Here is a 19855-nt window from a genome sequence, read left to right as displayed (position 1 = left end):
CAACGAGAACGTGGAAAACAATGAGGCGTGATGTCATCATGACGGCGCGATATATACTTTATCAGCTTGTGGATGCTTTCCGTTAGCGACTCTGCCGCGAACCGAAGATGAAACAACCTGCTGGTGAATGATGGTCGATATTGATTACGCAAAAAGATTTTTCGAAGAAAACCCCGATATTGAAATTCTTGAAGCCTTTGTCATCGATGTAAACGGCGTTCCGCGCGGCAAATGGATACCGCGTGAACGGGCCATCGATGTGCTGGAAAAAGGCATGGCCGTGCCGCGCTCCGTCTACGCGCTGGATATCTGGGGCCGTGACGTCAACGCAGCCGGCCTTGCCGAGGGTACTGGCGACCCCGATGGTCTATGCTTTGCCGTTCCAGAAACGCTGTCACGGGTGACGTGGCTGGGGCGTCCCACGGCGCAGGTGCTGCTGGCCATGAAAGACCCTGATGGCAACGGTTTTTACGGCGATCCGCGTAACGTGCTGGCGCAGGTTCTGGCAGGATTTACCCGGCGCGGGCTGACGCCGGTCGTGGCCACAGAGCTCGAATTCTATCTGATCGATCCTGTTCGCTCCGCGCTCGACCCTGTGCGTCCGCCGCGCAGCCGCGAGGGACGCTGGCACACAGGCCAGACGCAGGTTCTCTCCATCTCCGAATTGCAGGATTTTGAAGGCGTCTTCCACGATATTTCGACCGCGTGCCGTGCGCAAAATGTCGGGGCCGATACGACGTTGCGTGAAAACGGTCCGGGCCAGTATGAAATCAACCTCAACCATGTGCCGGATGCCCTGCGGGCGGCGGATGATGCCGTCTTTCTGAAGCGCATCGTCAAGGGCGTGGCCCGCAAGCACGATCTCGATGCCACCTTCATGGCCAAGCCTTACGGCATGCAGGCGGGCAATGGCATGCATGTGCATTTTTCCATGCTGGATAGAGACGGTAACAATATCTACGCGGGCGAAAACGGCCCGTCAGAAGCGCTGATGCATTCTGTCGGTGGCCTGCTGGAAAATATGGGAGAGAGCATGGCGGTGTTTGCGCCCCACGCCAATTCCTACCGCCGCCTGCGCCCCAGCGAACATGCGCCGACCTATGCTTCCTGGGGTATCGATAACCGATCTGCCGCGGTCCGCGTTATCGTGGCGAGCAAGCCCGCGACCCGCATCGAACACCGCGTCGCCGGTGCCGACACCAACCCCTATCTGGTGCTCGCTATGATCCTCAGTGCGGCGCTCGCCGGCATGAAGGAAAAGCGCCAGCCGGGTGGGGCAATCTCGGGCGACAGCCATGCGATCAACCATGAGCCGCTGCCGACGAACTGGGACTATGCGCTTCAGCGCTTCACTCGCTCCAGCTTTGCCTACGCCACCTTTGGCCAAAAATATCGTACGCTATACTCAGCCTGCAAACAGCAGGAACTCTCCGAATTTTCCCTACGCGTAACCGACGTCGAATATGACGCCTATATCAGGACGGTGTGAGATGGCGAACGTGACTGACACTCCAAATCCCGGCCATACCACCTCGTGGTACGCGGCATCCGCCAACACCAAGACCGTTCGCACTGCGCTTCAGGGCGATCAGGATGCGGATGTCTGCATCATCGGCGCAGGGTTCACCGGCCTGTCGGCAGCACTGGAGCTGGCGCAAAAAGGCTTCTCCGTCATCGTGCTGGAGGGCGAGCGGGTCGGCTTCGGCGCGTCTGGGCGCAACGGCGGCCAGATCGTCAACGGCTACAGCCGCGATCTTCATACGATTGCCCGGCGCTACGGCGCGCAGAAAGCCTCGCAACTGGGTGCGATGTCGCTCGAAGGCGGGAAGATCATCCGAGAGCGTGTGGCGAAATACGGGATCGATTGCGATCTTGTTGATGGCGGCTTCTTTGCAGCGTTCACGCCCAAGCAGATCACCGAAATGGCTGCCAATAAGGCCAATTGGGAAAAGCACGGCCATACCGGGCTTGAAATGGTCTCCAAGGCCGAGGTCGGCAAATATGTAAAGTCGGATCGCTATGCGGGCGGCATGATCGACCGTTTCGGCGGGCATATTCATCCGCTGAACTACGTTCTGGGCGAAGCGGCGGCGATTGAGAGCCTCGGCGGGCGCATTTTCGAAAACTCGCGCGTCATCGCGGTCGAGCAGGGCGCAAATCCTGTGGTGCGGACGGCGCAGGGCAAGGTTGCGGCCAAATATGTGCTGGTGTGCGGCAACGCCTATCTCGGCGGTCTCCTGCCGGAAATCGGTGAGCGGATGATGCCGGTGTCGAGCCAGGTGATGGCGACGGAGCCGCTGGATGCGGCTCTGATCGAAGACCTCTTGCCTGCCAATTACTGCGTGGAGGATGCCAATTACATTCTCGATTATTATCGCCGCACTTCGGACAATCGCCTGCTCTATGGCGGCGGCATCGGTTATGGCGGCAGCAATCCCGCAGACCTGACCAGTGTCATCCGTCCCAACATGCTGAAAACCTTTCCGCAATTGCAGAACACCAAGATCGATTTTGCCTGGAGCGGCAACTTTGCGCTGACGCTGACGCGTATTCCGCATATCGGGCGTCTGTCGCCCAACGTCTATTTCTCGCACGGCGACAGCGGCCATGGCGTGACGACAACGCAGCTGCTGGGCAAGATTTTGGGCGAAGCGGTTGCGGGCCATGCGGAACGCTTCGATGTCTGGTCATCGCTGCCGAACTATCCGTTCCCCGGCGGCAAGACATTCCGTGTGCCGCTGACCATGCTCGGCGCATGGTGGTACGGCCTTCGCGACAGGCTGGGTGTTTAGAGCAATTCCAGCAAAAGTGTGAAGCGGTTTTGCGTGAAAACCTATAACACGTATAGGCCCTTCAAGGCGTTGTCTGTGATCTCGTCCGGCGTGGCGTCGATGCTAACGGTGACGACGCCGGGTTCGCCGGTTGGCACTTCCAGCGTGGCCAACTGTGTCTTTAGCAGCGACAGCGGCATGAAGTGGCCAGTGCGGGCGCCCATGCGCTTCGTCAGAAGCGCTTCGCTGCCCTTGAGATAGACGAAGGCCAAGGGGCCGCCGCATGCTTCACGCAGGCGGTCGCGATAGGTCTTCTTGAGGGCAGAGCAAGAAACGACGATGCCACCTGCTTCAAATCCTTTGCGCAGTTCAGCACCCACAAGGTCGAGCCAAGGCCAGCGATCTTCATCGGTGAGCGGAGTCCCGGCAGCCATTTTCTCGACATTGGAGGTGGGGTGAAGCTTGTCACCCTCCATGAAGGTAATGCCCAGCCGTTCGGCCAGTTCTTCGCCCACGGTAGACTTGCCGCAACCGCTGACGCCCATGACGATGATTGCCTGTTTCACGATGACCTCTGCATTTCAAATTCGATCTTCATCCGTCTACAGCATGACGCTATCGGGTGGACATCTTTTCTCTTCACAAATCAGTAGCCCGCACGCCGGGCCGCCTTTGCCTCCAGCATGGATAGCCCGCTATGGATCAGCACGGCAAGGGCTGCGACGATGAGACCGCCCTGAAGAATGAAAGCGAGATTGTTGGATTGCAGCCCGGCAATGATGACTTCGCCCAGCGTGCGTGCCGCAACCGTCGAGCCGATAGTGGCGGTGGAAAGGCTGATGACGGCAGAGAGCCTTATACCCGCGAGGATGGCGGGGAGGGCGAGCGGCAGCTCGATACGCCACAGGCGCTGGAAACCAGTCATGCCAGACCCACGCGCCGCTTCGACAATAGCAGGCGGAAGGGTGGTGAGGCCGGTGATGGTATTTTCGAAGATCGGCAGCAGGGCGTAGAGAAATAGCGCCATCAGCGTCGGCTTCTCGCCAAAACCCATGATCGGCACGGCAAGCGCCAGCACCGCGACGGGCGGAAAGGTCTGGCCGATATTGACGATGCTGCGCGACAGCGGCAGGAATTCCCGCCCGAAAGGCCGGGTGACGAGAACGGCCAACGTCCCGGCGATGATGATGGCCGCACCCGTCGCAATCGCGACCGTGGCCAGATGAGACAGCGTCAGCGACAGAAGATTGGCCTGTATGTAGATGGCCGGGGCATTGGTCTGGACGAGAGGCTTGAACACCGGCTCGAAAAGCTCTGGCTTCACGAGGAAGGTGATGAGCAAGAAGCTGAGTGCGGCCAGCAAAAAATGACCGAGCCGCTTTGTCATACAGACCCCGCAGCATTGTGCACCAAGACCTCGCGGCGAATACGCCCTGCCGCCTGTCCATCCGGTCCGGTTACGGGAAGCATGTCACGTCCGGTCCACAGCATGGCCGATAGCGCATCGCGCTGGCTGGTCGCTGCAGGCAAAGGCTCACCTTCGGCCTCTCCCGGCTCCACGATCTCGCCGACGGTTGCGACGGATAACAGCCGCAGCGGTCTTTCCCGCTCACCGATCATGGTGCGCACGAAATCCGTCGCCGGTTTTCGCACCAGTTCGGCGGGTTTGCCGTATTGGACGATTTTGCCCTTATCCATGACGGCGATACGGTCTGCCAGATGAAAGGCCTCGTCCATATCATGGGTCACGAGGACGATGGTGACGCCAAGCTTTTGCTGGATAGCCAGCAAATCGTCCTGCGCTTTGGCGCGGATAATCGGGTCCAGCGCGCCGAAGGGCTCGTCCATCAGGAGGATATTCGGCTCGGCCGCCAGCGCACGCGCAACACCGACGCGCTGCTGCTGGCCGCCAGAGAGTTCGTTGGGAAAGCGGTTCGCGTACAGGGCCGGGTCGAGCTGAAAGAGCTCCAGAAGTTCGGTCACTTTGGCATCGATCCGGGATCGGTCCCAGCCGACCAGTTCGGGGACGGTTGCAATGTTCTGCGTCACGGTGCGGTGGGGAAAAAGTCCATGGCCCTGAATGGCATAGCCGATGCTGCGGCGAAGCTGATAGCCGGGCATATCGAGAATATTCTGCCCGTCGATGCGGATGATGCCGGATGTCGGCTCGACCAGACGGTTGATCATGCGCAGAAGCGTCGTCTTGCCGGAGCCCGATGTACCGACGATAACGGTGATGGTGCGGGCATCGATCGTTAGCGATACGTCGTCCACCACCTTGGAGCCGTCATAGTCTTTGGTCAGGTGTTCGACCTCGATCATGTCCTGCTTCCTTTGTTGAACAGATTGCTCTCGATGACGGCATCCAAGAGGATGGCAGCAGTAAAACCCAAGATGACGGTCGGGATGGTACCAAGCAGAACCAGATCCATCGCCGTCTGGCCGATGCCCTGAAACACGAAGACACCAAACCCGCCGCCGCCGATGAGGGCTGCGATGGTGGCAAGGCCGATATTCTGGACGAGAACGATACGAATTCCGGTGAGAATGATCGGCAGCGCCAGCGGGAAATCCACTTTGATCAGCCGCTGCGCGCTCGTCATGCCAAGCCCGCGTGCCGCCTCCCGCACGGAATTCGACACGCCATCCAGCCCAACAACCGTGTTGGAAACGACCGGCAGCAGCGAATAGAGAAATAACGCGACAAAGGCTGGCGCCATGCCGATGCCGCGAATGCCGAGGTCAGATGCGCCAGGGATGTTGGCGGCGATCCATCCCAGTGGCGCGATCAGCAGGCCGAACAGCGCGATAGAGGGAATGGTCTGGACGATGTTGAGGCTGTTCAGCACACTGGCGCGGAGCTTCCGCACTTTGTAGCAGAGAAGGCCGAGCGGAATTCCAACTAGAACGGCGGCGACAAGTGAGCCGATGGCGAGCTGGACGTGCCGGAAGGCTTCCGTCCAGAAAATATCGGCGCGGCTTTGATATTCCTTCAATAGGGAAAGATCGTTCCATTGCCCGGAGGCGAGCATGGTGCCGACAAGGGCGAGCGCGATGACAAGTAGCAGCACGCGAATGGCGGGTTTGGGATCGAGCCGTGCAATCGCGTCCGTCGCCATAACGATCAAACCCGCCATCAACAACCAGAAGCCGCTGGCCGGGGAAACGCGGGCGTACGTGTTTTCAGCGGGGGTAAGATGGGAGGCGGCAAGGCCAATTACGAATGCGAGGGTGGCAAGGCCAATCAGTGCCGAAACGAGCCTGAGTTTCGTTTCACTACGAAAAAACGCCATCGCCGCTGCGGCTATGACGATCGCGATGAGGCCATATCCGGCAAGGGGCGGCAGCGCATCCAGAATGCCGCGCGTCTCGCCCTGGATGATGCGGTTGGCGCGAAATGTTGCGAAAGGCAAAGCGACTAGAGCATAGATCAGCAATGCAGCGATCAGCGCCCCCACCTTGTCGGGCTTAAACGTCGGACGTTCAGGGGCAGGGAGGGCGCGCTGCAAAGTCGCCTCTTATTGTATGAGGCCGTTCTTCGTGAGAAAGTCCAGCGCCACGTTTTTCGCCTGTTCACCACCCACCTGTACGCGACCGTTCAGTTCCTGAAGGGTCTTGAGATCGAGTTTTTCGAACACTGGCTTCAGCAGCTGCTCGATATTGGGATGTTCTTTCAAAACGGCTTCGCGAATGATCGGAGCAGGCTGGTAGACCGGCTGCACATTTTTGTCGTCTTCCAGCACCACGAGACCGGACGGGGCAATGCCGCCATCCGTGCCATAGACCATCGCCGCATTGGCATTGTTGGTCTGGTTGGCGGCTGCAGCAATGGTTGCTGCGGTGTCGCCGCCGGAGAGGGTGATGAGCTGGTCGGACTTCAGGGTGAAGCCATAGGTTTTCTGGAAGGCTGGCAGCGCTGCTGCGGAATTGACGAATTCCGACGATGCGGCAAGCACCATCTGGCCGCCACCGGAAACGTATTTTCCGAGATCGCTGAGCGTCTTCAGGTTGTTCTTCTCGGCAATGTCCTTGCGGATGGCGATGCCCCAGGTGTTGTTGGCAGGCGAAGGTGCCAGCCAGACAATCTTGTTGGCGTCGTAATCCAACGTCTTGGCCTCTTCATAGGCTTTCGCCGAGTCCTTCCAGAGCGGATCGTCGGCCTTTTCGAAGAAGAAGGCGGCATTGCCGGTGTATTCTGGATAGATATCAACCTCACCCGCTGTGATCGCCTTGCGAACGACTGGCGTTGCACCAAGCTGGATGCGGTCTGTCGTTTCAATATTGTTTTTGTTGAGAACAGTCAGAATGATGTTGCCGAGAACGCTACCTTCCGTGTCGATCTTGGACGATACGACGACCTGGGCCTGTGCAATAGATGCATAGAGGGCGAGCGCCAGTCCAGCGCCGGTCAGCTTCATCAAACGCTTCATCAACAATCTCCATCGAAACAGGTGCGGGCCGAGGGGAACGCGCTATGTCGATGAAATCGATGTTTCCCCAATTCAGTAGGCGGTAACGAAACCGAGAGCCAAATGGTTGCATGCGAATTTTAATTTATGCGCAGCGACTAAAATAACTTCACTCGGGCTTCCGACGGGCGTCTTTTCCCATCACCAGCGGCATCAGCACGGAGAGGAAAAGCAGGCGCAGCACGTGGTGGGAGCCGACATAAGCTGTGTCAGCATGCATCATCACAGCCATGGCGGCCATGGTTTCCAGTCCACCCGGTGAAAAAGCGATCATGACAGCGTTGAGCGGCACGCCGGTCAGTCTCGACACGAACACTGCAATCACAGAAGCGAGCAGCATGACGACAACCGTTACGACGCCGCCTGCGACGAAGGCCTTGCGCATGTCGCGCAGTGACGCACGAGAAAAGCGTGTGCCGATAAGGCTGCCCAAAACGATATAGGTGGGTTGGCTGAGCCAGTTCGGCACGCCACCGCTGGTCAGGCCGGTAATATGGATGCCGATCGATACGGCGACACCGCCTAGCAACAACGCTGCCGGAAAGCGCCAGCGCATGAACAGCCAACCAACCGCCAGGGATGCCAGAATGGTCAGGCCAAGAACGACCGGATGCATCGGTGCCGCCATCACAGGTGGTTCGATGCTGATGAGATCGAGATATTCGACGATCAACGGCACGGCGAGCGTCAGGGCCAGCACCCGCACGCTCTGGATGACGCTGACGGTTGCCAGATCGCTCTTGGTCTCCGCCGTCAGGCTGATGATGTAGCTGAGGTGGCCGGGTGATGCGCCCAGCATGGCGGTGGTGCGATCATAACCAAAACCTCGCAAAACCCAGTAAGCGACATAAAGAAGAATGACAACGGTGACGAGAACAGCCAAGAAGCTGAGCGGCCATGCTTTCGCGGCATCGATTACCTCCGGCGTTACGCTCGTGCCCATGGAAATGCCGACGATGACGAATGTAGCGTTGCGCAGCAGATTGGGCACCGAGAGCCGCAAACCCGCAAGTCCCGCAAGCGTAACCGCAAGCGCAGGACCGCACAAAAACGGAGCCGGAAAGTTGAGGGCGAACGCAACCAGAGCGCCGATGCTGCCGATGATGGCAGTGAGGATGAAACTCTGGAGGTCTGGCTTGATGATCATTGCAAATACTAAGGGAATCGAAGAGGCGGATTTCGGTTTCCAGTTGCGCCCTTTGGGCTACCACCGTCAACCTTCAAGCCGTGGAAAAAAGAAAACCCGCGAACGAGGTCCGCGGGTCGAAAAATATCGCTGTTGTCTCGTTCAGGCTGCGGGCGCTGCCACCACTGCGGCGGGACGGCGCTTGGCCATCGTGTCTTCCAGACCCAGCAGGAAGCTGATCTGTGGGCGTGCCTTGACGAGATCGTCAATGGAATATTGCGTCAGGACATCGAAGAATGCGTTCAGCGCCTTGCGAAGTGCGGAGTTGAGACCGCAGCTATCGACCAGTGGACACTCGACTGCACCATCTTCGAAGCACTCGGCCATGGCAAAGCTGTCCTCGGTGACCTTGACCACGTCGAACAGGCTGATCTTGTCCGCCGCGCGACCGAGCCTGACGCCGCCATTGCGACCGCGAACGGTTTCGACCAGGCCAGCCTTGTTCAGCGGCTGAAGAATCTTGAACAGGAAGAGTTCAGAAACGCCGTAAGCCTTGGCGATCTCTGGAATCCGGCTGAGGTGGCCATCGTTGGCAGCGCAGTACATCAACATGCGGACGGCGTAATTGGTCTGTTTGGTCAAACGCATGCTGGTCTCCTAACTCCTGTAATGTGGAGTTATATAGTCGCTTTTACAGTTTAGAACAATTCCAGAAATTAAAAATTCTCTAACGGAATTTTCAAACTCAAAATTGCCCCGTTGACCGCCCATTCGATTCATGAACAAACAACTCAAGAATCCAACTTATCGGAGGCATTCCCTATGGCAAGGACGAAATCCATCATTTGTGCGATTGCGGCGACGGCAGCGGTTGTCAGTTGCGGAATGTCCACAGCTTTTGCGGGTGGGGAGGTCAATGTCTACTCCTATCGCCAACCGGAATTGATCCAGCCGCTGCTGGATGCCTTCACCAAGGAAACCGGCATCGAGGCTAACGTCCTGTTTCTGGACAAGGGACTGGTCGAGCGCATTCAGGCCGAAGGCGTCAATTCGCCCGCCGATATTCTGCTGACCGTCGATATCGCTCGTCTGGTCGAGGCCAAGGAAGGCAAGGTCACGCAGCCGGTGTTGAACGACCCGGTCATCGAAAAGGACATTCCTGCCAATTTGCGTGATCCAGAAGGCGAGTGGTTCGGACTGACGACCCGCGGGCGTGTGGTCTATGCCTCCAAGGAGCGCGTTACGCAGAAAGACATCACCTACGAAGAGCTTGCCGACCCGAAGTGGAAAGGTAGAATCTGCATTCGCGATGGCCAGCACTCTTATAACATCGCGCTGTTTGCCTCGATGATCGCTCATCATGGTGTGGATTACACTCGCACATGGTTGACCGCGCTCAAGAACAATCTCGCCCGCAAGCCTGATGGGACGGATCGCAGCCAGGCAAAATCGATCTATTCCGGTGAATGCGATATCGCGCTCGGCAACACCTATTATGTCGGCCTCATGCTGACCAACGAGCAGGAGCCGGAGGAAAAGGTCTGGGGTAATGCTGTCCGCGTTATTTTCCCGAATGCGCAGGACCGTGGCACACACGTCAATATTTCCGGTGTGGCAATGACCAAATATGCGCCCAACAAGGACAATGCCCTTAAGCTGATGGAATTCCTCGCATCCGGTGAAGCGCAGGAAATCTATGCCAAGCAGGTGTTTGAGTATCCTGTCCTGCCTGGCGCCCAGCCCTCAGATGTCGTGAAGAATTTCGGACCGATCAAGCCCGACACACTATCGCTGACGGAGATCGCCGCTCACCGTAAGGAAGCATCCGAATTGGTGGACGAGGTCGGCTTTAATGATGGTCCGTCGAACTAGAGAGCAGTAAAGCTAGCGGGGAGTGCCGTTTTCAAAGCGGCACTCGACGTGAAGTTATCAGCGGCGCTTGCGGCGCAGGCGGATGACCACGTCCACATGGGCAATTTCCATGCCTTCAGGTGGCTCCGGCAGATTGCCGATTTGCAGATTGTTGACCGGAATATCGAGCACTTCGTTTTCACCTTCGACAAAGAAGTGATGGTGATCCGAAACATTGGTGTCGAAATAGGTCTTGGCACCTTCAACCGCCAGAACGCGAATGAGACCTGCCTCGGTGAACTGGTGCAGCGTGTTGTAAACCGTCGCAAGCGAAATGGGGACACCAGCAGTCACCGCCTCATCGTGCAGTTCCTCGACGGTCAGGTGGCGGTCACCCTTGGCAAACAGAAGGTCGCCCAGCGCGACGCGTTGGCGCGTCGGGCGCAGGCCGAAACGGCGCAACCGTGTACCAATGTCCAATGTGGCGTCAAATGCCATACAATGCTGCCCCAAGCGGTAAATAAAACCCAATCGAAGTAGCATATAACTTTTACGCGCAGTCCTTTCAATAGTTTCCGGTGTGGCGGGCGCGGCAATTGGCTGCAAACCGGTGCTTTTTGCAATTTTCCTCTGGTTCCTGTCTTACGCTTCCTGTATGCGGGCGCCATATTGAGGCAAGGCTTCGATGGAAGACGTGAAGGTTTCCAAATGCAAGTTGCCCTTGTGGCGCTTCATTTTAAACCTAACTTGATCTACAGAAGTCGTGCAACGAACAGTCAACGGGGAAACGGAAGCGATATGGCAACGAGGCAATCCAGCTATAACTATGAGGAAATTCTCGCATGCGGACGTGGCGAGTTGTTCGGCCCGGGCAATGCACAGCTTCCTCTGCCTCCTATGCTTATGGTTCACCGCATCACTGAAATTTCCGAAACCGGCGGCGCTCACGACAAGGGCTTCATCCGCGCGGAATATGACGTGTCGCCGGATGACTGGTATTTCCCATGCCACTTTCAGGGCAACCCCATCATGCCAGGCTGCCTCGGTCTCGATGGCATGTGGCAGCTGACCGGCTTTTTCCTAGGCTGGCTGGGTGAAGAAGGCCGCGGCATGGCGCTGTCCACTGGCGAAGTGAAGTTCAAGGGCATGGTCCGCCCTGAAACCAAGCTCCTGCAATACGGCATCGATTTCAAGCGCGTTATGCGCGGTCGGCTTGTGCTCGGCACCGCCGATGGCTGGCTGAAGGCCGATGGCGAAACCATTTATCAAGCGTCTGACCTGCGTGTCGGCCTGTCGAAAGAAAAGACCGCCTGATCCCTGACGTTTGTGAGGTGTGGTTTCTCCACCCAAAACAGACACGTCAGTCGGCAAACACAGAAAAGGTCAACTTTATGAGAAGAGTTGTAGTCACCGGCCTCGGTATTGTTTCATCCATCGGCAGCGATGCCGCAGAGGTTACGGCGTCCTTGAGAGATGCAAAGTCGGGAATTTCGTTCTCGCCGGATTTTGCCGAGCATGGCTTTAAATGCCAGGTTTGGGGCAAGCCGTCTCTCGACCCGACCGATCTGGTTGACCGTCGCGCCATGCGCTTCCTGTCCCAGGGCGGTGCGTGGAACCATGTGGCCATGAAGCAGGCGATTGCGGACTCCGGTCTGGAAGAAAGCTTCATCAGTGGCAATGAGCGCACCGGCATCATCATGGGCTCTGGCGGTCCGTCCACCCGTACCATCGTTGAAGCGTCCGACATCACGCTGAAGAACAACAGCCCCAAGCGCATCGGCCCGTTTGCCGTGCCAAAGGCGATGTCGTCGACGGCATCCGCGACGCTTGCCACCTGGTTCAAGATCCACGGCGTCAACTATTCCATCTCCTCGGCCTGCTCGACATCGGCGCACTGCATCGGCAATGCCGCTGAAATGATCCAGTGGGGCAAGCAGGACGTGATGTTTGCTGGTGGTCATGAAGACCTCGACTGGTCCATGTCGAACCTGTTCGACGCCATGGGTGCTATGTCGTCCAAATATAACGATACGCCATCGGTCGCCTCGCGCGCCTATGACGTCAACCGCGACGGTTTCGTCATCGCTGGCGGTGCCGGCGTTCTGGTTCTGGAAGAACTGGAACATGCCAAGGCACGCGGCGCCAAGATTTACGCAGAAATCGTTGGTTACGGTGCCACATCGGATGGTTACGACATGGTCGCGCCATCGGGCGAAGGCGCCATCCGCTGCATGCGTCAGGCGCTGGCAACGGTGAAGGGCGATGTCGATTACATCAACACCCACGGCACCTCTACACCCGTTGGCGACAGCAAGGAAGTCGGCGCGATCCGCGAAGTGTTCGGCGACAAAATCCCGCACGTGCAGTCGACCAAGTCGCTCACCGGCCACTCGCTGGGTGCCGCAGGCGTGCAGGAATCCATCTACGGTCTGTTGATGATGCAGGAACGTTTCATCGGCAAAAGCGCCCATATAGAAACGCTCGATCCAGAATTCGACGGCGTGCCGATTGTCCGCGAACGCATCGACAATGCCAAGATCGATACGGTTCTGTCGAACTCCTTCGGCTTCGGCGGCACCAACGCCACGCTCGTCTTCCAGCGCTACAACGGATAATTGCCCATGAACGGCATCATGCAGGGAAAACGCGGCCTCATCATGGGTGTCGCAAACAATCACTCTATCGCTTGGGGCATCTCCAAAGCGTTGGCGGCTCAGGGCGCGGAACTGGCCTTCACCTATCAGGGCGAAGCGCTGGGCAAGCGTGTGAAGCCGCTTGCGGCGGAAGTCGGCTCTGACTTCATCGTGCCCTGCGACGTGGAAGACATCGCCTCGGTGGATGCCCTGTTTGAGACCGTACGTGAACGCTGGGGTTCCCTGGATTTCGTGGTCCACGCCATCGGCTTTTCCGATAAGAACGAGCTGAAGGGGCTTTATGCCAACACCACGCGCGAAAACTTCAGCCGCACGATGGTCATCTCCTGCTTCTCGTTCACCGAAATCGCCAAGCGTGCCGCCGAACTGATGACGGATGGCGGCTCGATGCTGACGCTGACCTATAATGGCTCTCAGCGTGTGATCCCAAACTATAATGTCATGGGCGTCGCCAAGGCGGCTCTCGAAGCCTCAGTACGTTATCTGGCCGCCGACTATGGCCCCAAGGGCATCCGCGTCAACGCCATCTCCGCAGGTCCGGTTCGCACTTTGGCGGGCGCTGGCATCTCTGATGCACGCGCCATATTCTCGTGGAACCAGAAGAACGCACCGATGCGCCGTACGCCTGATATCGAGGATATCGGCGGCTCAGCGCTGTACCTTCTGTCAAACCTGTCACGCGGCGTCACCGGCGAGTGTCACTATGTCGACGGTGGTTTCAACATCACCTCGATCCCTACGCTCGAAGTGCTTTACAACGCTGACAGCGAGTAAGGCCCGTCATACTCCGTCATCCCGCACGTGATGCGGGATCCAGTGTGATCAAGTCCTTGATCACAGAAAGATTCTTTCGCACCGCAGATGCGGTGCTGCTGGATTCCGGCTCGAGGCCGAGTTGACGGGGAGTGTAAACGGGTCATTTGCATTTTCGCATTAGACCGTGCCGAAACCAAACAACTCTTCCGGGTTGGTCACTAGCGCCTTTCGGCGGGCCTCGTCCGAAGGCAACCACGACAATACGGTATCCATCAGATCGGCATCGTCAGGATATTCTTCCGTCGTCTTGGCATTGTTGTGCGGCCAGTTGGTGCCCCAGATGATGCGATCCGGCGCATAGGTGGCTATGTCACGGGCAACGGCTGCGATGTCTTCGAAGTCAGGCCCACCGGAACGGCTGGACTCGTAGCAGCCAGCAAATTTGAACCAGCAATTGCCATTGTCGATCAATCGCTTCAGCGCTGCGATTTGTGGGCTGTCAGGTGTCACGCCTGCGAAGAACTTGCCGTGATGGTCCAGTATCCAGCGGCTTTTGATGGCGCCGAGACGTGCCTCGTGGTCGAGAATGTTGGAGCCGTCGAGCTGAACTGCGATGCACCAGCCGAGTTCCTGCGCAAGACTATCGACCTCTTCCAGATGGCTGAGATCGGCTGCGCCACCCGGCAGATCCATGATCCGTGCTCCAACGACACCCACATCGCAAAGCTCCTGCAGTTCGTCGAGCGGTGTATCACGCGTAATGACGGCAACGCCGCGCGCCATAGTTCCCATGGCCCGCAGACAGGCGATGAGATTGCCGTTATCGCGTTGATGCGCATTGCCCTGCGTAATGACGACACGATCGATGCCGAGCCAGTTCATCAGACGGCGGTACTCATCCGGCCCGGGCGTTCCCTCGGGAACAGGTGGACCGCCCGCCTGCTGGGGAAAACCCGGTAAATACATGTGCATCTGCGTGTCGATCGTGCCTCTCGGCACGGCCACGCGTGGCGACCGACCTTCGAATGTTCTGGTGATGGTCATGATTCTCCTCCGGGCCGAAAAGCCCCTCGATTTGGCGCGACGGTCGCGTGCCCTCCATGGACGCCACCGCGCTCACCTTCCGTACTTGATTAGCGGTCCGTCTGCCGCAGCATTGCACGATAGCGCTGCTGGCTGCCCTTCAGATGCTGGCGCATGGCTTCCCGGGCGGCGGCCGCGTCTCCATCCGAGATGGCGTTGACGATGACCTCATGCTCTTTTTGAAGCTGCTGAAGGTACGACGCGGCTGTCTTCTCGGACTGCGAGGAGCGCAGGGCTGCGCGCGGAATGACGTTCTGGCCCATCACCTCCAGGAACTCACGGAAGCGCGGATTGTTGGTGGCGTCTGCAATAGCGAGATGCAGCTTGAAATCCGCCTCCGACGTCGGCTCGCTGTTTTCGATACAAGTCTGCACGGCCGACAGACAGCGCATGATCGCTTCTTCTTGGGCGGGCGAGCGGCGAACGGCAGCAAGCTCGGCGGCTTCGGTTTCGACGGCTGCGCGCAGTTCCAGCAGTTCGATGATCGATGAAATGCGGTCGTGGTCCACATCCTGAAAAGGCTGGGGTTGCTGTGTCGGCAGGGTCAAGACGAATATGCCTGCGCCATGCCGGGCTTCCACCAGTTTGTCTGCACGCAAGGCGGCGACAGCTTCACGCACGACGGTTCGGCTGACTTTGTAGAGTTCCGTCAGACCCGCCTCGCTGGGCAGCTTGTCTCCCGGCTTGTATTCCCCAGACAAGATGGCGTGTCGCAGCGCATCTGCCGTCTGGCTGACGAGCGAGCCACCGGAACGACCGATAGAGGATGGTTCTTTCACGCCGCTTTCGGCGGTTTCATGGACGCTGGCCAAAATGAACTCCGGGCAATTCGAGACATCGCTGAGGCGCGTCGTCTCCATTATTGATTAAGATTTCTGCAAATATCCCGTAAATGCGGGGAATTGGCAATATTTATATTATTTCCAGCATCCATTGATATGATCTCCGGCTGCTGGCTCTGAACGCGAAATCACACTGATACTGGAAATGCAAAGTTTTCAGGAAAGACAATTTAAACGAAGCCGCGCTACAGTTCTATCGCATAAAAGCTTTGCGGCAGACATGCTTTCCCGTCATGAAGATAGAAAAAGCTCTATGCGATCACTGTTTTCCAAAGCAAAATTGGCTCGGAAATTTGCACGCTCGCGCGATGGCGCAGCGGCGATCGAGTTCGCTATTCTTGCCATTCCCTATTTTCTCATCGTTTTTGCCACGATCGAAACCTTTCTGGCGATGATGGGCGAGCAGCTTGTGTCCAATGCCACCGACACGATGGCGCGCAGATTGCGCACCGGGCAGATTGCCAGCACGATCACAAGGGACGAGTTCAGGAAGCAATTTTGCGCGGAAGTGTCTATCCTCATTACCTGCTCGACGGATGAGATCAGGATGCCGAAAAAACTCTACATCGATCTTAGAAAGTTCTCGACCTTCGCCGATATTCCAAAGACGGTGCCGTTGATGCTGAATGGTCAGTTTTACGATCTGGACGAATCGGCGTTCGGTTTTTCTCCAGGTGGGCCCAAGACGATCAATATGCTGAGGGTCTACTACCGCTGGCAGGTGACCACGGATCTGGTCCGCCCATTCCTCACCAGAATTCGCCCTAAAGATGGCTCCATGCCCTCGCACTTCTTGATCGTCGCGACGGACGCGTACCTCAATGAGGCCTATCAGTGAGGGCGCGGATATGAAAAGCGGGATATCTTCCATTCTTCGCAAATTGACAGAGACACTGACGCGCCTCAAACGTGACCGCGGGGGTGTTGGCGCAGTGGAGTTTGCGATTATCTTCCCTCTTCTCGTCGCCCTCTACATCACGGCGTTCGAGCTGACGATCGGCTTTAGCATCTACAAGCGCGCCACCCGCGCTGCCGGTGCCATCGCTGATCTGGTGTCCCAGCCCCAGACGGTCAACAAGGCCTATCTCGGCACGATGAGAGATGTAGCCGGTGCCATATTCGTGCCCTATAAAACGACGGGAATGAAGTTGAAGATCACCGGCATACAGGTCGATGCCAACAAGGTGGCGAAAGTCAGTTGGTCATGGGATGAGAGCGACCAAAAGCCCTATCCTGTCAATTCCATCGTCAACATTCCCGCCAACCTGAGACAGGCCAATGCGTTTCTCATCCACGCGGAACTGACCGTGCCACACACATTGCTCATGGTGATGTCGACACTGTCGTCGAAACTGACACCGATTACCATCGGGCGGGATTACTACTTCGCCAAGCGTGAAGCAGACCCGATTACCTGCTCAGACTGCTGAGCGGATGTGAAGCACGCTCCTAGATGATAAAAAAGCCGCGGCTACTTTTCAGCAGTCGCGGCTTTTTCATTCATATAGTTCTGCCACTTAGTCCGCCGGCATATCCAGTGTTCGGCTGAAGTAGAGCGCGACGATGGTGCAAAGCGCGCCGGACAGAAGATAGATGCCCACCGCAAACAGGCCGAACTTGGACGAGAAGCCGAGCGCTACGAGCGGTGCAAATCCCGCGCCGATCAGCCACGAAATATCAGACGTCAGTGACGCGCCGGTATAGCGGTACTCTCGGCTGAACCTGGAGGCGAGGGCTCCACCCGACTGTCCGAAAGAAAGACCAAGCAGAGCAAAGCCGATGAGAACGAAGAGATAACGACCAATATCGCCAGATGACAGCAGAACCGGCGCGATGAAGCTGAAGACCGCGATGAGACAGGCCGCGATACCGATCAGCTTGCGACGGCCGATTTTATCCGAGAGCACGCCGGAAACGACAATCATGCCGCCAGCGATGATGGCGCTGACGAACTGCACGAACAGGAAGTCTGATACCCTCTGGTTCGTGTTGAGCGACACCCAGCTGAGCGGAAACACCGTCACGAGGTGGAAGAGAGCAAAACTTGCCAGCGGCACGAAGGCACCGGTCAAGACCACGCGTGACTGGTTGCGCAGCATCTCGAACATCGGCTTCGGTTCCAACTCATGCTGTTGCAGCATGGTCTGGAACTCCGGCGTGACGATCATGCGCAGCCGGGCAAACAGTGCCAGAACGTTGAGCGCGAGTGCGACGAAGAACGGGAAGCGCCAGCCCCAGGCGAGGAACTCCGGGTTGGACAGCTGCGTGGTGAAGATGATGAAAAAGGCGCTTGCCAAGCCAAAGCCCATGGCGGCACCCAATTGCGGCATCATCGCGTACCAGCCGCGCTGCTTCTCAGGCGCATTCATGGCAAGCAGCGACACCAAGCCATCCCAGGCGCCACCCAGGCCGATGCCCTGGCCGATACGGAACACAGCCAAAAGAAGAGGCGCGAGCATGCCTGCATCCGCATAGGAGGGCAGGAAGCTGATGGCCATGGTGGAGCCACAGAGCGTGAAGAGCGCGAGTGTCAGTTTGACGGCCCGTCCGAATTTGCGGTCGACCTGAAGGAAAAGCAGGGAGCCGATGGGCCTTGCAATGAACGCGAGCGAGAAGACGGCGAAGGAATAAAGCGTTGCGGTCAACGGATCGACGAAGGAGAAGAACACGTGAGGGAAGACCAGCGCAGATGCGATGGCATAGACGAAAAAGTCGAAGAACTCCGTCATTCTAGCGAGAATAACCGCGATCGTAATGCGATCCGGGTCTACAGCCACTGGGGCTGTCGGTTGGCCTTTGCGCCCATTGTGGTCCGTGTAGGACGTATCGGTGTAGCTCATAAATTCCCTCCTGCGTATGGGCATGCCATGACCATAACGACCGACGCTCCTCTATCGCCGACGTTATGCGACGGATTGTCACACAGGGGTTCAAGGGCGTCAAATGAAGATTACAGATGAGGGGTTGCTCGCACGCTATCCTATGAGATAATGGCTCATTCTCTGCGTTCCGGTGCTGCTCCGAGCGCCGCAATGATGGCGGTTCGAAAACTTATGTTGCACCGCGACAAACTACCTCATGTCATTTATGACGTTTGATAAGTATACGCCACAATACCAAAAACAGTACGAGTACCAGAACGTGCGCACGCTCATGAAAATTCCATCTGCCCTCCTGGCCATTTCGTTTCTGCTGCTGTTAAGCGGCTGCGATCTCGTTGTGATGAATCCTTCGGGTGATATCGCCGTCCAGCAGCGCGACCTGATCATCACCTCCACCGTGTTGATGCTCCTCATCATCGTTCCGGTCCTTGCTCTCACGCTGTTCTTTGCGTGGAAGTACCGCGCATCCGCCAAGGCGGAGGATTACGATCCGGAATGGCACCACTCCACGCGTCTCGAAATGGTCATCTGGTCGGCTCCGGTCGCGATCATTTTGATGCTCGGCACCGTGACGTGGATTTCCACGCACCGTCTTGATCCTTACCGCCCGATCGAACGCATCGATCAGGACCGTCAGGTCACCGCCGACATGAAGCCGATCACGGTCGAAGTCGTGGCGATGGACTGGAAGTGGCTGTTCTTCTACCCGGAACTCGGCATTGGTAGCGTCAATGAATTCGCAGCGCCCGTCGATGTACCCATCAACTTCAAGATCACTGGCACCACGGCGATGAACTCGTTCTTTGTGCCAGCGCTTGCCGGTCAGATCTACGCCATGGGCGGCATGCAGACCAAGCTTCACGCTGTGATCAACAAGGAAGGCGTCTATGACGGCTTCTCGGCCAACTTCTCTGGCCCGGGCTTCTCGCACATGCGCTTCAAGTTCCATGGCATGAGCCAGCAGGGCTTCGACCAGTGGGTTGCCAAGGCGAAGGATGGCGGCAAGGGCTTCGGTCGCATGGAGTATCTCGAATTCGCCAAGCCGAGCGAGCGCGAGCCCGTGCAGTATTTCGCCAATGTCGATCCAGAGCTTTACGATGCCATCCTCAACCGCTGCGTCGAGCCCAACAAGCTTTGCATGCGTGACATGATGCATATCGACGCCAATGGCGGCGGCGGCAAGGAAGGCATCGATATCGCCAAGGCGCTGAACTCCGTGGTCTGCACGCCGCTTTCGCCTTACGGCGTCGCGTCCGGCCCACAGTCTGTACCAGCGGTCATCGAAGGCCAGACATTCGAACCGGCAGCACTGCCCGATACGAAGGCAGCACTGCCGTCCGCAGGCAAAAGCGCGGGCTGAGTGATGAATTGCATGGGGGCCGCGCGAGGTTCGCGCAGCTCTGGGCGTCCCGGTTGGTCGG

At 57.7% G+C, this 19855-nt stretch carries 20 protein-coding genes; 9 read left to right on the top strand and 11 right to left on the bottom strand.

The genetic code is table 11. The features are described from left to right. Positions 1 to 127 precede the first annotated feature (127 nt). Together QRN55_RS18020 and QRN55_RS18015 are read left to right on the top strand one after the other, a co-directional pair. Positions 128 to 1489: a glutamine synthetase family protein gene (locus QRN55_RS18020; protein ID WP_045230096.1), complete on the top strand. Its 1362-nt coding sequence runs from the start codon at positions 128 to 130 to the stop codon at positions 1487 to 1489. Between the two features lies 1 nt (position 1490). Beyond that, complete coding sequence (locus tag QRN55_RS18015) at positions 1491 to 2792, top strand: NAD(P)/FAD-dependent oxidoreductase (protein WP_284777747.1); 1302 nt, start codon at positions 1491 to 1493, stop codon at positions 2790 to 2792. Positions 2793 to 2833: 41 nt separating this feature from the next. Here the strand turns inward: QRN55_RS18015 and QRN55_RS18010 are convergent, their stop codons facing one another. The 7 genes from QRN55_RS18010 to rirA all read right to left on the bottom strand — a co-directional run bounded on the left by QRN55_RS18010 (position 2834) and on the right by rirA (position 9014). Further along, positions 2834 to 3316 (bottom strand): gluconokinase, encoded by a 483-nt coding sequence (locus QRN55_RS18010; protein ID WP_284777856.1) that lies wholly within the window; start codon positions 3314 to 3316, stop codon positions 2834 to 2836. Between the two features lie 101 nt (positions 3317 to 3417). Then, a complete protein-coding gene (locus tag QRN55_RS18005) occupies positions 3418 to 4158 on the bottom strand; it encodes an ABC transporter permease (protein WP_284777746.1) in 741 nt (246 codons plus the stop codon). Continuing rightward, positions 4155 to 5093, bottom strand: a complete 939-nt coding sequence (locus QRN55_RS18000; RefSeq protein ID WP_284777745.1) for an ABC transporter ATP-binding protein — start codon at positions 5091 to 5093, stop codon at positions 4155 to 4157. The genes QRN55_RS18005 and QRN55_RS18000 overlap by 4 nt, the downstream gene beginning before the upstream one ends. Further along, a complete protein-coding gene (locus QRN55_RS17995) occupies positions 5090 to 6280 on the bottom strand; it encodes an ABC transporter permease (protein WP_284777744.1) in 1191 nt (396 codons plus the stop codon). The genes QRN55_RS18000 and QRN55_RS17995 overlap by 4 nt, the downstream gene beginning before the upstream one ends. 9 nt (positions 6281 to 6289) lie before the next feature. Next, positions 6290 to 7201 carry a glycine betaine ABC transporter substrate-binding protein OsmF gene (gene osmF / locus QRN55_RS17990; protein WP_284777743.1) on the bottom strand — a complete coding sequence of 304 codons (912 nt, stop codon included), beginning with the start codon at positions 7199 to 7201 and terminating at the stop codon, positions 6290 to 6292. Between the two features lie 148 nt (positions 7202 to 7349). Next, positions 7350 to 8387: an AbrB family transcriptional regulator gene (locus QRN55_RS17985; RefSeq protein ID WP_284777742.1), complete on the bottom strand. Its 1038-nt coding sequence runs from the start codon at positions 8385 to 8387 to the stop codon at positions 7350 to 7352. 141 nt (positions 8388 to 8528) lie between these two features. Then, the gene (gene rirA, locus QRN55_RS17980) at positions 8529 to 9014 is read right to left on the bottom strand and encodes an iron-responsive transcriptional regulator RirA (RefSeq protein WP_111840076.1); all 486 of its coding nucleotides are present in this window, start codon (positions 9012 to 9014) and stop codon (positions 8529 to 8531) included. A gap of 237 nt (positions 9015 to 9251) precedes the next feature. Here rirA and QRN55_RS17975 point away from each other — a divergent pair, with 237 nt between their 5' ends. Next, positions 9252 to 10238, top strand: coding sequence for a Fe(3+) ABC transporter substrate-binding protein (locus tag QRN55_RS17975; protein ID WP_502871350.1), 987 nt, complete (start codon positions 9252 to 9254; stop codon positions 10236 to 10238). A gap of 57 nt (positions 10239 to 10295) precedes the next feature. Here QRN55_RS17975 and irrA read toward each other — a convergent pair whose 3' ends face one another. Further along, complete coding sequence (gene irrA, locus QRN55_RS17970) at positions 10296 to 10715, bottom strand: iron response transcriptional regulator IrrA (RefSeq protein WP_111840074.1); 420 nt, start codon at positions 10713 to 10715, stop codon at positions 10296 to 10298. Between the two features lie 300 nt (positions 10716 to 11015). On the opposite strand from irrA, the gene fabA reads away from it, so the two are divergent. The 3 genes from fabA (at position 11016) to fabI (ending at position 13645) form a co-directional block, all read left to right on the top strand. Beyond that, positions 11016 to 11531, top strand: coding sequence for a 3-hydroxyacyl-[acyl-carrier-protein] dehydratase FabA (fabA, locus tag QRN55_RS17965; protein WP_111840073.1), 516 nt, complete (start codon positions 11016 to 11018; stop codon positions 11529 to 11531). 77 nt (positions 11532 to 11608) lie between these two features. Beyond that, the gene (gene fabB, locus QRN55_RS17960) at positions 11609 to 12832 is read left to right on the top strand and encodes a beta-ketoacyl-ACP synthase I (RefSeq protein WP_284777740.1); all 1224 of its coding nucleotides are present in this window, start codon (positions 11609 to 11611) and stop codon (positions 12830 to 12832) included. A gap of 6 nt (positions 12833 to 12838) precedes the next feature. Next, positions 12839 to 13645: an enoyl-ACP reductase FabI gene (fabI, locus tag QRN55_RS17955; RefSeq protein WP_111840071.1), complete on the top strand. Its 807-nt coding sequence runs from the start codon at positions 12839 to 12841 to the stop codon at positions 13643 to 13645. 159 nt (positions 13646 to 13804) lie between these two features. On the opposite strand, the gene QRN55_RS17950 is transcribed toward fabI, so the two are convergent. Both QRN55_RS17950 and QRN55_RS17945 read right to left on the bottom strand, forming a co-directional pair. Further along, positions 13805 to 14671: an amidohydrolase family protein gene (locus QRN55_RS17950; protein ID WP_284777739.1), complete on the bottom strand. Its 867-nt coding sequence runs from the start codon at positions 14669 to 14671 to the stop codon at positions 13805 to 13807. 89 nt (positions 14672 to 14760) lie between these two features. Beyond that, on the bottom strand, positions 14761 to 15522 hold the full coding sequence (locus QRN55_RS17945) for a FadR/GntR family transcriptional regulator (RefSeq protein ID WP_284777737.1): 762 nt from the start codon (positions 15520 to 15522) through the stop codon (positions 14761 to 14763). A gap of 250 nt (positions 15523 to 15772) precedes the next feature. Between QRN55_RS17945 and QRN55_RS17940 the strand changes: the two genes are divergently transcribed. Both QRN55_RS17940 and QRN55_RS17935 read left to right on the top strand, forming a co-directional pair. Then, positions 15773 to 16390 (top strand): TadE/TadG family type IV pilus assembly protein, encoded by a 618-nt coding sequence (locus QRN55_RS17940; RefSeq protein ID WP_502871348.1) that lies wholly within the window; start codon positions 15773 to 15775, stop codon positions 16388 to 16390. 10 nt (positions 16391 to 16400) lie between these two features. Then, positions 16401 to 16982, top strand: coding sequence for a TadE/TadG family type IV pilus assembly protein (locus QRN55_RS17935; protein ID WP_284777735.1), 582 nt, complete (start codon positions 16401 to 16403; stop codon positions 16980 to 16982). A gap of 87 nt (positions 16983 to 17069) precedes the next feature. Here QRN55_RS17935 and QRN55_RS17930 read toward each other — a convergent pair whose 3' ends face one another. Beyond that, the gene (locus QRN55_RS17930; RefSeq protein ID WP_284777734.1) at positions 17070 to 18392 is read right to left on the bottom strand and encodes an MFS transporter; all 1323 of its coding nucleotides are present in this window, start codon (positions 18390 to 18392) and stop codon (positions 17070 to 17072) included. Positions 18393 to 18705: 313 nt separating this feature from the next. Between QRN55_RS17930 and cyoA the strand changes: the two genes are divergently transcribed. Continuing rightward, the gene (gene cyoA, locus QRN55_RS17925) at positions 18706 to 19794 is read left to right on the top strand and encodes a ubiquinol oxidase subunit II (RefSeq protein ID WP_284777733.1); all 1089 of its coding nucleotides are present in this window, start codon (positions 18706 to 18708) and stop codon (positions 19792 to 19794) included. Positions 19795 to 19855: the final 61 nt, after the last annotated feature.

The sequence above is a fragment of the Agrobacterium sp. lyk4-40-TYG-31 genome (assembly GCF_030209855.1).
Classification (GTDB): domain Bacteria; phylum Pseudomonadota; class Alphaproteobacteria; order Rhizobiales; family Rhizobiaceae; genus Agrobacterium; species Agrobacterium vaccinii.
This window is presented reverse-complemented; position numbering and strand designations above follow the sequence as displayed.